At 34.3% G+C, this 15,156-nt stretch carries 14 protein-coding genes; 4 read left to right on the plus strand and 10 right to left on the minus strand.

What is annotated here, in order from left to right; translation table 11 throughout:
- Positions 1-18: 18 nt before the first annotated feature.
- From OEV82_RS05620 to OEV82_RS05630, 3 genes are all read right to left on the minus strand, one after another.
- Positions 19-840, minus strand: a complete 822-nt coding sequence (locus OEV82_RS05620) for a carbohydrate ABC transporter permease (protein ID WP_173657957.1) — start codon at positions 838-840, stop codon at positions 19-21.
- Positions 840-1,700, minus strand: coding sequence for a carbohydrate ABC transporter permease (locus tag OEV82_RS05625; RefSeq protein ID WP_173657958.1), 861 nt, complete (start codon positions 1,698-1,700; stop codon positions 840-842). The genes OEV82_RS05620 and OEV82_RS05625 overlap by 1 nt, the downstream gene beginning before the upstream one ends.
- Before the next feature lie 298 nt (positions 1,701-1,998).
- Positions 1,999-3,297 carry an ABC transporter substrate-binding protein gene (locus tag OEV82_RS05630; protein ID WP_263061294.1) on the minus strand — a complete coding sequence of 433 codons (1,299 nt, stop codon included), beginning with the start codon at positions 3,295-3,297 and terminating at the stop codon, positions 1,999-2,001.
- Positions 3,298-3,737: 440 nt separating this feature from the next.
- Between OEV82_RS05630 and OEV82_RS05635 the strand changes: the two genes are divergently transcribed.
- Both OEV82_RS05635 and bshB2 read left to right on the plus strand, forming a co-directional pair.
- A complete protein-coding gene (locus tag OEV82_RS05635) occupies positions 3,738-4,085 on the plus strand; it encodes a YojF family protein (protein WP_263061295.1) in 348 nt (115 codons plus the stop codon).
- 182 nt (positions 4,086-4,267) lie between these two features.
- Positions 4,268-4,939: a bacillithiol biosynthesis deacetylase BshB2 gene (bshB2, locus tag OEV82_RS05640; RefSeq protein WP_263061301.1), complete on the plus strand. Its 672-nt coding sequence runs from the start codon at positions 4,268-4,270 to the stop codon at positions 4,937-4,939.
- A 486-nt stretch (positions 4,940-5,425) separates the two neighbouring features.
- On the opposite strand, the gene OEV82_RS05645 is transcribed toward bshB2, so the two are convergent.
- Complete coding sequence (locus tag OEV82_RS05645; protein WP_173657752.1) at positions 5,426-5,611, minus strand: hypothetical protein; 186 nt, start codon at positions 5,609-5,611, stop codon at positions 5,426-5,428.
- 235 nt (positions 5,612-5,846) lie between these two features.
- Here OEV82_RS05645 and OEV82_RS05650 point away from each other — a divergent pair, with 235 nt between their 5' ends.
- Complete coding sequence (locus tag OEV82_RS05650) at positions 5,847-6,371, plus strand: GNAT family N-acetyltransferase (RefSeq protein WP_173657753.1); 525 nt, start codon at positions 5,847-5,849, stop codon at positions 6,369-6,371.
- Between the two features lie 49 nt (positions 6,372-6,420).
- Here the strand turns inward: OEV82_RS05650 and OEV82_RS05655 are convergent, their stop codons facing one another.
- From OEV82_RS05655 to OEV82_RS05670, 4 genes are all read right to left on the minus strand, one after another.
- Entirely contained in the window at positions 6,421-8,085 is a 1,665-nt protein-coding gene (locus tag OEV82_RS05655; RefSeq protein WP_263061296.1) for an acyl-CoA dehydrogenase family protein, read from the minus strand.
- Entirely contained in the window at positions 8,085-9,599 is a 1,515-nt protein-coding gene (locus tag OEV82_RS05660; RefSeq protein WP_263061297.1) for a class I adenylate-forming enzyme family protein, read from the minus strand. The genes OEV82_RS05655 and OEV82_RS05660 overlap by 1 nt, the downstream gene beginning before the upstream one ends.
- Complete coding sequence (locus OEV82_RS05665; protein WP_173657755.1) at positions 9,586-9,990, minus strand: MerR family transcriptional regulator; 405 nt, start codon at positions 9,988-9,990, stop codon at positions 9,586-9,588. Before OEV82_RS05665 ends, OEV82_RS05660 begins: the two co-directional genes overlap by 14 nt.
- Positions 9,991-10,141: 151 nt before the next feature.
- A complete protein-coding gene (locus OEV82_RS05670; RefSeq protein WP_263061298.1) occupies positions 10,142-11,197 on the minus strand; it encodes a M42 family metallopeptidase in 1,056 nt (351 codons plus the stop codon).
- Between the two features lie 202 nt (positions 11,198-11,399).
- On the opposite strand from OEV82_RS05670, the gene OEV82_RS05675 reads away from it, so the two are divergent.
- Positions 11,400-12,752 (plus strand): YjiH family protein, encoded by a 1,353-nt coding sequence (locus OEV82_RS05675; RefSeq protein ID WP_173659287.1) that lies wholly within the window; start codon positions 11,400-11,402, stop codon positions 12,750-12,752.
- A gap of 123 nt (positions 12,753-12,875) precedes the next feature.
- On the opposite strand, the gene OEV82_RS05680 is transcribed toward OEV82_RS05675, so the two are convergent.
- Both OEV82_RS05680 and OEV82_RS05685 read right to left on the minus strand, forming a co-directional pair.
- A complete protein-coding gene (locus OEV82_RS05680) occupies positions 12,876-13,979 on the minus strand; it encodes a DUF1648 domain-containing protein (RefSeq protein ID WP_263061299.1) in 1,104 nt (367 codons plus the stop codon).
- Positions 13,979-14,374, minus strand: coding sequence for a GntR family transcriptional regulator (locus tag OEV82_RS05685; RefSeq protein WP_173659281.1), 396 nt, complete (start codon positions 14,372-14,374; stop codon positions 13,979-13,981). Before OEV82_RS05685 ends, OEV82_RS05680 begins: the two co-directional genes overlap by 1 nt.
- Positions 14,375-15,156 lie beyond the last annotated feature (782 nt).

A 15,156-nucleotide genomic window follows, 5' to 3' on the forward strand; every position in this document is an offset into this window, starting at 1 on the left:
AATCGGGAATATCGTACTCTATTTTACCGCACCTTCAACAACACCTTTAATAATATGTTTTTGGGAAACGAAATAAAAAATGATGACAGGAATAATGGCAAGCGTCAATCCAGCAAGAGCTAGATGCCACTGTTTCGTATATTGCCCAAAGAAATAAAACATTCGTAGTGGAATGGTTTCATTTGCCCCACTTAAAACAAGGGATGGTAATAAGTAATCATTCCATATCCAAATTAAGTTTAATATAGCTACCGTCACAGAGATCGGTTTTAATATTGGAAATATGATATGCCAAAAAATTTGCAATCTGTTTGCACCATCCATTATTGCTGCTTCATCTAATGATTTTGAAATACTGGATAAACTACCGTGATATAAGAAAATAGATAAACTACAGCCAAATCCTAAATACATAAAAATTAAACCTGGGCGATTCAACATATCTACACTACCGAAAATAGATACAAGTGGGATCATCACCGATTGGAACGGAATTAACATTGCTGCTACAAATACCAATAGTAATGTCTTACTTAATTTACTATTGTTTCTTTGTAAAGCATATGCTGCCATTGCTGAGAAAACGATAATAATCATTACGCTAATGGTCGTAACCAGCACTGAATTAAACAGCGCATTCAAAAAGTCCAAATCGATAAAAGCATTTTTAAAGTTTTCAAATGTTAATTCTTCAGGAAAACCTAATACATCTGAAAATATCCCTTTTTTCGTTTTAAATGCATTTACAATCATTAAATAAAATGGTGCTAACCAAAGAAGGGCCAATAAAACTCCAATAATTTCAAGGATAAGTATACCTTTTCGTTTTTTCTTCTTCATTATACTTCTACCTCGCGCTTCTTATTATAGTACACTTGGGTTAATGCGATTGCGGCGACAATAATAAAGAAAATCACGGCTTTAGCTTCACCTAGAGCCATTTGATTACTTTCAAAGGCAGTTCTTACAATATTCATCGCAAGCATTTGAGTCGAGTCATACGGACCTCCATTGGTAAGCGATAAGTTTTGATCGTAAATTTTGAAGGAATTAGATAAAGTTAAAAACATACTAACTGTAAATGCTGGGCGAACAAGTGGAAATATGACATAACGAAATTTTTGAAAACTTGTAGCTCCGTCCATTTCACTTGCTTCTACTAGTTCTTGAGGAACACTTTCTAAATAAGCTATATAAATAATCATAATATACCCTGCCATTTGCCATGCCGTAATGATAACAAGTCCCCAGAAACCAGTTGTCTCATTTGATAGCCAACCCATTAACCAATCTTGTCCTGCCATTTTACCAACAGCATCAAAGACATTGATAAAAATAAATTGCCAAATAAAACCTAATATTAATCCACCAATTAAATTTGGCATGAAAAATATAGTTCTTAAAAATGTTTTTGTTTTTAAATTTCTTGTAACTAATAACGCTAACCCTAAACCAATAAAATTAAGTAAAATCACACATGCAATCGTAAATTTTGTTGTAAACCACAGGGCATTTATAAAGGATTCATCTTGAAAAATTTGGATATAGTTTTGAAACCCAATAAATTCGGTAAACGTTAATCCGTTCCAGTTCGTAAAAGAATAAAATAGTCCCAAAAGCAATGGAACAATAACAACAAGACTTAAGCTTAACAAGACTGGGGTTAAAAAAAGCCAAAACGATACACTTTTATTTCTCATAAATTCCCCTCCCAGTACGCATCAACTATGTTTTTTTACAAAGTATTCTCAATGAACAAAGGAGCAGTCCATTAAGTAACTGACTAGTAGATTTCTTTACGGGGAATTTCCATATGTACGGTTCAAAGTTCGTCAACGATGGTGCAAACTTGAACAAGTTTAAAGATTCGTTAGACTAGATACCACGTATGGATAAAAGTTTTTGCTTTCCCCAATAGAATCGCTATCTTTCCTTTAAAATCTACTGTTTTGGACAGCTCCCTTCTATATAAAGTTGATTATTCCAAAGTGTATTTGTTTATTTTTTTCGCAATTCTTCCCAGTCTTTAATTGAATCCTCTACTAATTCATCCCAAGACATTTTTCCATCTAAATATTTTTGTAAGTTTGGACCGAACGTATCAGGTTCCCATGAAATAGGATAACCGGAAAATATCCATCCAATTGTTTTCCCTTTTTCAGAGTATTCATATACAACTCTGGAAAGTGGATCAGAAATCTGTTCTGCATCATAACCTTCATAAGCAGGAACAAACTTGAATTTATTTAATACGTAATCTTTGCCAATTTCTGATGTATATAGCCAGTCTAAGAAATCTTTTGCAGCTTGAATGGTTTTTTCATCTTTGTTATTGTTAACCGCCCAGAAGTTTGGAATTCCTACTGGAAGATGCCCTTCTAGCCCCTCTACAGGAATTGGTATCATTCCTATACCATTTTCTGCAAAATCCGCATCCATTTGTTCAATGGACGGATATACCCAGTTACCTTGTTGAATCATAGCAACACTTTCTAGAGAAAAATATTGTTCAACTTGTTGAGAATAATCTAGATTAAGGACTGGTTGTATCGAATACTTTGCCTGTAAATCTAACATTCTCTTAAATTCTTCACCCTTTTCAAAAGCGACTGTTGGTGAGTTCCATGCCTCTAATACGTTATGGTTAAATTCAGGTGCTAAGTAAACATTACCTAAATGGTTACTCATTACCCATTTTTCTTTACCTGGAAGTGCAAATACAGCTTCAATTCCGAGTTCCTCTTTTTTACTATCTAATGTTTTCACTGCCTTTTCCAAATCGTCATAGGTGATGATTTCTTCAGCGTTTATACCTGCTTTTTCAAATACATTTTTATTATATATAAGCCCATATCCTTCTAGGTTATATGGTAAACCGACAACTTGTCCGTCTTCAGTTGTAACTGCTTCAAGAGTTCCTTCAAACGCTAATTCCACAGCCTTCATATCCGAAAGATCCGTAATGTCATCTTTAAATTGTTCAACTTCTACAGGACCAAATAAACTAAAAATAGCCGGTTCATCACCAGAAGCAAATTTAGTTTTTAACTGACTTAAGTAGTCTGTACCACCGCCAACACTTGTAATGTTAATGTCGACTTCAGGGTTTTCCTTCTCATAAACTTCCGCTAGTTCTTCAAATTGAGAATGAAATTCTACTTTACCTTGCATAATATCGATTGTGATTTTATCCGAAGAATTCGAACTTTCACTTGAACCTCCACAACCTGTCAAAATTAATGTACCTGCTAAGGTAACCATAGCTAAAACTTTTGAAAAACGCTTTTTAATCCCCACAATCATCACTCCTTTTTCTCTTTCAATTGTAATTTTGTTCCTACCATAGAAAACGCTTTCTTTTCTCATAAAACGACCAAAGCATTATTTATTTGATCCGATGATCGTTTCATATTAAGGGAAAACGTTTGCATAAAAACTATCATTATATTATCAGATAATTAATAAAGTTTCAAGTATCAAAAATTACTTATGTTTAGCCGTTTATACGTAACTTTATTTCCTTCAGTAAAGAAGTTACAGTTCAAAAAACAAATAATTAATAAGTTTTCTAGCTAAAAATCGTGCAACCGTTTGATTTATGGGAAATCTACATAATTTCGAAAAAATTAATCTATTAAACTTGTATAATATGACAATCTTAATAAGCAATATTACCATCGATTTCTTCGTATTTTTTTAGTAAACTATAAGTAGTTTCCAAGAAAGGGAGATTTGTTGTGCAACCAATTGATAAAAATAAAGTTCAAGTAATTATAAATCAATTTGTAAATGAAGATGTTTATATACATGTTGAAACAACAAATGGTGCATATTCAACTCATATCGACGAAAACTTTTTTAATGCAAGTGCTTTTATAAGGAATGTAAAAATTCGTTATGAACGTGGAACCATTGCTGGAGAAGGACCTTATCGGGTAGGGTTAAAGATTGAATCAGGATGGGTGTATGGTGAAGGATTAACCCATTATGAGCTCGATGAACAAGGAAGATTATTAATGTGTGGTATTGATCATAATAACAAATTAGCGATTGCCTTTGAAATAAGCAAAACACCTTTTGAATAGTTTGCTAGTTGGAGAACGCCTGAAGAAACAGTCACGACAAATTGATAATCATTAAAATGAAGGACGTTTCGAAGATTGTTGATGTTTTATCTTTTATCAACCTTATGAATAAATGTTGTCTTTTTTATTCTCCTCCTCTAGTTAAATATAAATTTTGATTTAGAAAGGAGCTTTCTTTAATGATTGAAAAAGAAAGACAGGTCCTTGTCATATTACCTCACCCTGACGATGAAGCCTTTGGTATATCCGGTACATTGGCTACTCACATAAAACAAGGGACACCCGTAACCTATGCTTGCCTCACGCTTGGCGAAATGGGGAGAAATTTAGGAAACCCTCCTTTTGCAACGAGGGAGTCTTTACCAAAAATTCGCAAAAAGGAATTATTAGCATCTGCACAAGCCATTGGAATCAAAGATTTAAGAATGCTCGGATTTCGGGATAAAACGGTTGAATTTGAGGATGAAGAAAAATTAGCGGATCTCTTTTCCAATATGATTGATGAACTGAATCCATCTCTTGTCATTACCTTTTATCCTGGTTATTCTGTCCATCCTGATCATGAAGCAACTGGTCGTGCGGTTGTTCGTGCCGTTAAACGTATACCGAAAGAGAAACGTCCGAAGCTTCATTGCATAGCTTTTTCAAATAACTGTGAAGAAGAACTCGGCCAACCTGATATTGTACACCATATTCATGATTCGGTAAAAGAAAAACTTGGTTCCATGGGAGCTCATCGTTCCCAAACTGGGTTCTTTTTCGATGAGATGGTCAAACGTTATGAACAAGGTGACCCAGATACCGTAAAACGGGTTGAAATTGAACGGTTTTGGAGCTATAAGTGGGATGATTAAATAAACGTATATGAAAAGTGTGTAATACACTAGATCCTAACAATAAAATTTTACTTTCTTAAACTATAATAGTAGTGTAAACCATATTATGACAGGTTTATACTACTATTATTTTTTACCTAATTATTCCATTCATGCGAACAGCAGCTGTTCCCCACACAAGTGTTTGAGATTCATTTTGCAAGAAGAGATAAAAATTACACTTAATCAGAATTCTTTTTTATATTTTTAACAGTTGATCTCAAACGGACTTTTGACCACGACCATCGTTATTCGTTATAAAATACAATTCATTTTCGAAAATATACACATTACGAACACGACCCTAACCCGGGAGGAACTGATCGTAGGTTTATTATTCTAAATTAAAGGCACGAACTCCGTTTCCTCGAAGCTGTGTACCGTCGTGGTTAGCTAACCCCGATGGTGCCCAAGTGGTAGTACCCGAATGAAATAGCGGAGTTTCCATATTTTCACTTTCCTGAATTACTGGCCACCATAATTCGCCCTAAAAATACAAAATACTTGTCCATCAAAATCAATGGACCATGGTATCCGTAACTTCGTCGCTATTTCTTCAATACCTGAGGTTGGAACGACTTCTGAATTCGGCTTTGTTTGATGTTCTTCATCTGGTAAACAGCCTGATAAAATAATTGAGACGAATAACATCCCCAAATAAATATCGTTTTTTCAACATACAATACCTCGATGAATTTTCCAATTTATTATTATATTAACCATAATTTTATATCTTTATCATATATAGTCAGGTTTTACCGCGTTAGGTAAATACTTAAAAAAAAGGAAGAATTTGAACATCCATAACATGAATGGTAAAATAACTTTCGTTCAAAATAAAAACAACTGTATAGTCCAGGAAATAAATACTAAAGGAGACTGCTCAATGACAATAAAAATGAACAACATTAAAGATTATGACATTTATATAGCAACAATGGATGATGCAGATGCTATTTTAAATTTACTAAAAGAAACTGCCCTATGGGTAAGTGAGAAACACCCTGAACAATGGGATACAGTGATTGCTGGTGAAGACGATAAAGAAATTTTAAATGGCATTCGCAATCATGAAACATTCATGATTAAAGATCATGATGGTAAACTAATTGCAACATTCACTCTTTATGATCATCAAAACGAGTGGGATAAAGGTTTATGGGGAATAAGAGAAGATAACGCAGCCTATCTACATAAAATTGCTATCCACCCAAATTATACAGGTGGTGGATTAGGAAAAGAAATCATCGATTGGATTATTGAGTATTTAACCCGAAAAGGGAAAGAAATTTTCCGTCTCGACTGTGTTGAAGATAATGAAAAACTAAATGAATTTTACGGCAAAAAATGTGGTTTAACAAAAGTAGGAGCTAACAAAGGCTACTCTTTATACGAAAAGCATCTTAAATAAGGTAAAAACAATTTCCCCCGTGCCAATTTATACCGGGGGACATTCTTTTTTAATTTTGCACTAATGTATGTTCACCAATAATCTCTTCAAAATATTTATGTGGTAACATTTCTTGATCTAATGGATGATCATCATATAAATGATCAATAAATATTTTTGCTATTTGTTTATCTCGGTTATTTTCAATCCGTGTCATTGCATGCACAGCTAAAAATAGATCTGTCATTGTATTTGCCATACGTTTTGCATGATATGTTTGTAAAGTTTCATCAGCACCGACTAATACTTTTGTCAGGTCCTTCAACTTCGCTAACTTTTGTTTAATCAAGGATAATCGTAACGTATCAAAATTTACTTGATCTATTTGCTCTTCCATTTGTCGTATAAAGGTTTGATGAATTTCATACTTCTTCATTAATCGCAGTACTTCTAAACCTAGGATATTCGCTGTTCCTTCCCAAACTGTTAATACTTGTGCATCTCGTAAAAGACGTGGTGTGACAAAGTCTTCGATATATCCATTTCCACCATGAGTTTCGATAGCTTTATGAGAAAAATCAATCGCTTCGTCGGCTGTACGGGCTTTTAACAATGCTATATATAAACGATTTAACGCAATTTGTTGTTCTGATGCCTTTTCCCTAAAACGCATAACGAAGTCAAATAACTCAATGGATTCAAATAATGCCGAAAGTTGTACTTCAAATCGAGCTTGCATTGTGGCTAATGTTTCTTGAACCATTGGGTATTTTATAATTGATTGACCAAAAGCTGTGCGCCAGTTGGCATATTCAATTGATTCCTTTAATGCCCGTTTCATAATTCCGAGGGAAGCAACTGCATTACATACCCGAGATAAGTTTAATGCTTCCATCATATAGTAGAAACCTTTTTTCGGATCGCCAATCAGGTAGGCTTTTGATCCTTCAAAGACAATTTCTGCCGACGGAACGGCTCGAACACCTAATTTGTCTTTGAGACGGCGAATTTGAATATGATTTGTAGTCCCATCGCTTTTTCTCCAAGGTACTAAGAATAAACTTAACCCCTTTGTTCCAGCAGGTGCCCCTTCTATGCGTGCTAAAACGGTGGCTACTCCACATTGACCAGCGTTCGAGGCAAAATATTTTTCACCATATAGACGATACACATCTCCTTCTTTTACTGCTTTAACTACATTGGCACCAACATCAGATCCACCTTGGCGTTCTGTTAAAAAAGTGGCTCCTTCATAAAGTTCGGCATCACCCGTTGACAAAATATGCGGAAGAAATTTTGCTTTTAACGGTTCATCAGCGTATTGATCCACTAAATAAGCTGTCGCCATCGTTAAGGTAACCGGACAATAAAAACCTGGCTCAACTTGAGAAAGTAAATAACCTTGAGCATAACTATAAATATAGTTTCCTACTTCCCCTAATTCGGGTATCTTTTTATGTACATAACCAACAATCCCAGTTCTATAGGTATCTTCAACGGTCTTTTTATATCCTTCATTTACCCATATTTCATTTACTTCCTCACCAAATTTATTATATTTGACAAGTTTCGGCTGACCTTCTCGATCAGTATGAACAGCACGAGAATCAAATTCGTTATAACACTTTTCATAAAATTCCTCGAGTTCATTTACTGCATAATGATATAAATTTGGGCTTAACTTCTTCTTTAATACACGAAGTAAAAGGGATTCTTGCTTCTCAAGTACATTCATTAGATCTTCATCCTTTCTTTTAATTGATGTTTTAAAATTTTCCCTGCGGCATTCCTCGGCAGTTCATCCAATTGTTCATACAAGCGTGGAATTTTGTACTTTGCTACCTTCCCATCTAAAAATGATTTGCACTCCTGCGCTAAGTTCTCTATAGGTTTTGTTGCCACAACATACGCTTTTGCGGTTTCTCCCCATTCTGGATGGGGGATACCAACAATGGCCACATCGATAATATGTGGATGCGTTTTCAGTACATTTTCTATTTCCGTAGGATAAATATTAACACCACCAGAAATAATGACGTCTTTTTTACGATCTACAATCCATATATAGCCATCTTCATCAACCTTGGCCAAATCACCAGAATATATCCAACCATCCTTTATTGTTTCCTCTGTTTTTTCTTTATCTTTAAAATAGCCCACCATATTTCCCTCTCCGCGAATGATAATCTCTCCAATTTCATTCGGTTTAACATCTTCACCGCTTTCATTTACAATTCGTACTTCACAATTCAATGCAGCACGTTTTCCTACACTGCCTGCTTTGGTTTCATGTTCTTTAGGCGATAAAAAGGTGCCGTTTGGTCCTGCCTCTGTTAAACCATATAAACACATCAATTGATTTGTTTTAAATCTTTCTTTTATGAGAAGAACTTCATTTTTTGATAATGGACTAGCGCCATACATCCAACGTCTAACACTTGTTAAATCATATTTATCAATTTCTGGATGACGGGCAGTCATTAAATAGGCTACAGGTGCACCAAAAAAGTGAGTAATTTTTTCCTGATCAACGAGCTGCAATAACAATTCAGGTGTAAATGTAGACGCTAATACATGAGTGGCACCAACATATGTACCCGAAACTAAAAACAAGTGTAAAGGGGCTGAATGGCTAAGAGGCATCATATGTAACAATCTGGCATCATCATTGATTTGCGCTTCAATACACATCATGGATGCTATCGTTAAAATATTATGATGGGTAAACAACACGCCTTTCGGTTTACCTGTTGTACCAGAGGTATAAAGCATTGTTGAAAGTTCATCTGCTTGAAGTTGACATTCTATATCATGATTGGAACTATTCTCAATTAAACTATACATATTCTCAACTTTCGAATAACCATCTGATGTTGTTATCCAGAGGAGGAGATGTTTTTCAATTAGAGGCTCTACTTGTGGAAATAATATATGGTGACCAATAAATGCTTTTGCCTCGCTATGGGATATAATATAATCGAGTTCCTCTGTAACGGATTTCGCATTGACCGGGACTATAACTCCACCAATCCGCTGAACTGCAAAATAGCCATAAATGAATTCCATTGTATTGGGTGAAAATAAAATTACTTTATCCCCTTTTCGAATACCTCTTTGCATTAATGCATTTGCTAGTCGGTTTACGTATTCATTTACTTCTTTATAAGTCAACCTATCTTCTCCAGCAATAAATCCTTCTTTATTGGGAAATTTCCGTGCACTTACCGCTAATATCTCAGACAAATTCATTCTTTTTCTCCTCCTTTATTTTATTTAAACGTTTTTGAAAATCTAACAAAAGTTCTTCTATTTCTCCTTTTAGCGCTACCATATCGTTTATTTTTTCTTCCATTTCTAAAAGTTTCTTTTGACCGTATTGAATTGTAACTTCTAGCTGTTTTTCACCTGTACGATCTTTGTCGAAAAGTGTAATCATCTCAGCAATTTCCTCTAGTGAAAATCCAAAGCGTTTCCCTCTTAATATTAGTCTTAGTCTAGCTCTATCTCTCCTTGTATAAATACGGTGACCATTTTCTGTACGATTTGGGTGAATTAAATTGATTTCTTCATAATAACGGATTGTTCGTGCACTTATATCAAATTCTTCTGCTAATTCTGAAATTGTGTATACATATGTCATTACATTCACAACTTTCTGAATTTTTATTTCATATTTACTATTATATTTACGTTAACGTAAATGTCAATTCTTAACCTTTTCTTTTTTTCTTAACCAAGCAAACTTCATTTTAATAAAAAAACTGATCCCTTAATCAAGGAATCAGGCTCTTCTATTCCTCTACCATCGCCGACAATAAATAGTGATAAATTAGCTTCTCGGTGTTTTCAATTGAAGAAACATGTGTACGCTCAAAGGCATGGGAAGAATCAATTCCAGGACCAATTAAACCATGAACGATGTCAAACCCACTTCGAATTGCTGCAGAGGCATCGGATCCATAATAAGGATATATATCTAATTGATATTCAATTCCATTTTTTTCAGCAAGCTTAACAAGATGCTTACGGAGTTTCAAATTATAAGGACCACTTGAATCCTTTACACAAATGGATACCGTATATTCATCGGTTTGCTGACCATCACCCATCGCTCCCATATCAACCGCTAAGTACTCAATTGTTTCCGGTGTAATATTGGAATTACCGCCATAGCCAATTTCCTCATTGTTTGAAATTAAGAAATGAGTTGTATAAGGCAGTTCAATTTTTCCCTTTACGATATATTCAACCACCTTCATCAAAATACCAACACTTGCTTTATCATCTAAATGTCGAGATTTAATAAATCCGTTATCTAACACTTGTACTCGTGGATCAAAGGCAACAAAGTCCCCTACTTCAATACCAAGGGCACGAACTTCTTCAGCATTCATTACTTTCTCATCTAATCTTACTTCTATGTTATCTTGATTCCGTTCAGCCGTCCGTGCGTCTTTATACACATGTACTGATTGTTGATGCATTAAAATCGTGCCAGTGTAAATGTTTCCAGAAGAAGTCTCTATTTGGCAATATTCCCCTTCAACAGAATTCCAAGCAAATCCACCAATCATATCAAGTCGGAGACGACCATTCTCTTTAATTTCCTTTACCATCGCTCCTAATGTATCGACATGGGCCGTTAACATTCGATGTTTACTTGTATCCTTACCTTGTATTGTTGCAATTAATCCTCCTTTACGATTACGGGTCGTATGTATACCCAAATTTTGAAAAAACTTTTCAACAAAGGCAATGACGCGTTCTGTATTTCCAGTAGGACTTGGAATAGACACAAGTGTCTTAATTAATTCAAGTGTTGCTTTACCATTTGTTTTATATACCATATCTTTACTTCCTTTCAATAAAGTTTCCTATTGCTATAGTTCTATTAAATCATATTTTTAATTTTTCTACAGATCGTGAGTTTTCATTCATATAATTCCAATATTTTCCAAAATTTCTTAAATTTTTTTGTATAAAAATTGTGGACAATTGAATAGTTATACAATAATATGAATATAGTATTTTCTATATTAAGGAGTAGTTATGGATAAACAAAGGTCATTACAACAAATAGTAAAATTTATCATCCCCTCATTGATAGGTTTATTTTTATTTATGTTCCCTCTTTCTATTAACGGTGAAATAACGATTCCAATCGCCTTTTTATCCGGTTGGATTCAAAATATTCTATATGGGTTTATCCCTGAGATTATGCTCGTCATTATTACAATTACATTTGTTTGCACACTGATTACAAAAATTTGGGCACCCAAAAAAATTGTGAACTCCTCCTTTTGGAACGGATTGTTTAATGTAACCAATGTTTGGTTTATTATTCGAATATTGGCCGTCATTTTTGCCTATATTACGTATTTTGAATGGGGGCCAGAATGGATTTGGTCTGAGGATACAGGGGGGACTTTATTAAGTGATGAAGGACTCCTCACAACACTATTTTCTGTCTTTTTATGGGCAGGTTTATTTCTCCCTTTATTTTTAAATTTCGGTTTATTAGAGTTCTTCGGCGCCTTATGTATTAAAATTATGCGGCCACTTTTCAAGCTTCCAGGCCGTTCAGCAATGGATGCTTTGGCCTCTTGGCTTGGTGACGGTACAATCGGTATACTTCTAACCAGTCGACAATACGAGGAAGGTTTTTATACAAAAAAAGAGGCTGCCATTGTCGCAACAACCTTTTCCATTGTATCCATCACGTTCAGTTTAGTCGTGGTCTCTACCGTTGGTTTAGGTCATATGTTTGTACCTTTTTATTTAACTATTACATTTGCAGGTCTATTGGCAGCGATTATTATGCCGAGAATTCCTCCATTATCGAAAAAAGAAAATAGATATATAAACGGTAATGAAGCTTCCGATAATGAAGGTATTCCTGAAGGGTTTACTCCTTTAAGTTATGGGTTTTCTGAAGCAGTTAAGAGAGCTCAAAAGAATACAAACGTTATGTCTGTCATTAAAGAAGGTATAAAAAATGTCCTTGATATGTGGATTGGGGTAGCCCCTGTGGTCATGGCTGTTGGTACATTAGCGTTAATTATTGCGGAACATACTCCTATTTTTCAATGGCTCGGTACCCCTTTTATACCACTGCTGCAATTGTTACAAGTACCTGAAGCAGTAGCTGCATCGGAAACAATCTTAATTGGCTTTGCCGATATGTTTTTACCTGCCATTATTGCAACAGGCATTGAAAGTGAGATGACCCGTTTTATTATCGCAGCATTATCGGTCACTCAATTAATTTACTTATCTGAAGTTGGTGGCTTATTGCTCGGTTCTAAAATACCAGTTAATTTTAAAGACTTATTTTTCATTTTCCTATTAAGAACATTAATCACATTACCAATTATTGTAGGCATTGCACATATCCTATTTTAAACTCAAAAGAATCTCTATTCTTTACGAAAAAAGAGCGTGGTGATTGGTACTACACCCCCAAAGTTAGACTAATATATCTAACTTTGGGGGTCGCTACCATTGAACCATGCTCTTTTTGTTCACCTATGAAGTCAACTTTGCAATTAAAAGTGGTATTAAAATAACAAGGATTAAAAAGATCCATGGGATTGGTTTAGCAAAATTGGCTGTCCAACCACTGCCAAATCGCTTCTCAACCCAATTCGCCGGATCTTGAGGGTTAAAATAAAAGATACCAAGTTTCCAATACTTATCGTCATCACGGTTAATCTTTTCACCTGATTTACCAATGACAACATTAGCTTCAATATTCCTTACTCTGCTACCGCCTTGTCCTGTAAAAATCGATATTAAAAATGCTCCAACTACAATAAAACCAACAACAATCATCATAACAATAAATAGTACATTTGGATTAAGATTTAATATAAAAGAAAGTTGTGGTAATGACATCACAATGTTTAAAGCGATACTGCTTATGATTATAAACATTGACCAACGACGTCTAAAGATAAGGTTTTGCTGTACTGATTTTTCCGGATTAGCTGGATCAATTTGTTGCTTACTTTGACCAATAATTATATTGATGAATACAAACACACCAATTAAAAACAATTGTAAAAGAGGAAAAGACATTAGGGCAACGGGAGATTTTTCAATTGATCGTATAACTTCACCATTTAAATCATACTGCATCGGAATTTGATCAGGTATTAAGTCATAATTTAAATATGACCAAGCGGTAACAGTGGCAACAATGAGAAATGGAATCATAAACCACCAGTTGGAGTAGGTCTTTTTATCTTTATAAAAACGAAGATCTACTGCTAGCGTTTCTTTTCTATTTTCAAACCAATTTTCTCGTTCTTTTAAAAGTTTCATTTTTTTATGATATTGAAGGTAAATAAGAAACGCAATGATTAAATAAACAAAAACACTAATAGGAAAAATACCAATCCAAACAGTCTCACGAACTGAAAATGAAAGAATGATTAGTAATAAAACATAAACGAGTCCTATAGCAAGTGTTTGTTTTGCATATCGTTTACGATATGCTTCAATTGTTTTATGTTTATACAAATCAGAAGGAATTGTAACACCGAAACTTTCTGTTTTCCTCGTTATATAAGGTGTGAAAGCTATAAAAAAAACGATAGGTAAGATAATGAGGAATACTATATAAAACATTATGATTGTTCGCCTCCTTTTTTAATTTCATCCATAATCTCCTTACAATATATAAATATTTCCTTTTCATCCATCCCTCGACAAATCGATTCGCTGATCAGTGGTCGTAATCGCTCTTTCAATAGAGTTACATATGATGCATCCACTTTGGGCATTCCATCTGGATTCACAACAACACCCTTTTGGCGGTGAATATGGATAAAGCCATCTTGTTTTAACAGTTGATATGCTTTATTCACTGTGTGCATATTAATGCCTAAATCTTGAGCGAGATTGCGAACGGACGGTAATGGGTCACCAGGTTGAATTTGTTTTGATGCAATCCCTTCGATTATTTTATTTTTTAACTGCATATAAATGGGTGTTTCTGACTGTAAATCAATCATAATCATCATGTTTATCACCCTTTTCAATAAGTTTTATCTGTTATACAAATAATATAACAGATAAAACATTTAATCAATACCCATTTATTTTCATTTTTTATATAAAGCATGAAAAATATAATAGAGTGAATTTTAGAAAAATAGAGGATAAGTGAATGAGAAAACTTTCATTAAGCAGCACGAATTCTTCGCGAAATAACGTTAAATGAATGAAAAGATTTAAATAATGAGGGTCTAATTATTTCCGAGGGATTTTCAAATTCAATTCTGTGGAATGCAGAACCGTTACATGAAACATATGACATCATTATCTCAAACGGATTTTTTGGAGAAGAGCACCATTATTTGCAAGAGTTTTTTCAACATGGAAATAGGCCATCCAAGTCCAAAATAATAAGGGAATATAAAAACTAAAAATACAATTAACAGCTATCTAATCTAGGATAGGTCGTTAAATATGCTGTTATGAAGTTTTGTTCAGGATCCGATTATTTCAATTTCAGAAATATTGATGAATCATTAAATACAAGGTCATTAAAGAATTGAAGTATACCATAAAAAATAAAGTTCAACTCAAAAATCTCTCAAGTAAAAAGCTGTCCTTTACATAGAGAAAGGACAGCTCAGCTTGTAGACAAAGTCCCTAACTAGTGGCCAAATCTACAGGCTTTTTTTGTATAATAGGGATAGAATTCTTGGTTAACGGGGGAAATTTAGGATGTTATCGAAGCGTACAGACAATAATCGAAATCAATTGGAAATGGTGGCTCTTGATCAATTGGTTCCAGAAG

Source organism: Pallidibacillus thermolactis, from assembly GCF_025660415.1.
Lineage (GTDB): Bacteria > Bacillota > Bacilli > Bacillales > Caldibacillaceae > Pallidibacillus > Pallidibacillus thermolactis.

What these genes read in the sequence shown, in the direction of transcription:
- OEV82_RS05625 (WP_173657958.1), bottom strand. Translation starts at nt 1,700, where the DNA reads ATGAGAAATAAAAGTGTATCGTTTTGGCTTTTTTTAACCCCAGTCTTG.
- OEV82_RS05675 (WP_173659287.1), top strand. Translation starts at nt 11,400, where the DNA reads ATGGATAAACAAAGGTCATTACAACAAATAGTAAAATTTATCATCCCC.
- OEV82_RS05665 (WP_173657755.1), bottom strand. Translation starts at nt 9,990, where the DNA reads ATGACATATGTATACACAATTTCAGAATTAGCAGAAGAATTTGATATA.
- OEV82_RS05650 (WP_173657753.1), top strand. Translation starts at nt 5,847, where the DNA reads ATGACAATAAAAATGAACAACATTAAAGATTATGACATTTATATAGCA.
- OEV82_RS05655 (WP_263061296.1), bottom strand. Translation starts at nt 8,085, where the DNA reads ATGAATGTACTTGAGAAGCAAGAATCCCTTTTACTTCGTGTATTAAAG.
- OEV82_RS05620 (WP_173657957.1), bottom strand. Translation starts at nt 840, where the DNA reads ATGAAGAAGAAAAAACGAAAAGGTATACTTATCCTTGAAATTATTGGA.
- OEV82_RS05680 (WP_263061299.1), bottom strand. Translation starts at nt 13,979, where the DNA reads ATGTTTTATATAGTATTCCTCATTATCTTACCTATCGTTTTTTTTATA.
- OEV82_RS05660 (WP_263061297.1), bottom strand. Translation starts at nt 9,599, where the DNA reads ATGAATTTGTCTGAGATATTAGCGGTAAGTGCACGGAAATTTCCCAAT.
- OEV82_RS05645 (WP_173657752.1), bottom strand. Translation starts at nt 5,611, where the DNA reads ATGTTATTCGTCTCAATTATTTTATCAGGCTGTTTACCAGATGAAGAA.
- OEV82_RS05685 (WP_173659281.1), bottom strand. Translation starts at nt 14,374, where the DNA reads ATGATGATTATGATTGATTTACAGTCAGAAACACCCATTTATATGCAG.
- OEV82_RS05670 (WP_263061298.1), bottom strand. Translation starts at nt 11,197, where the DNA reads ATGGTATATAAAACAAATGGTAAAGCAACACTTGAATTAATTAAGACA.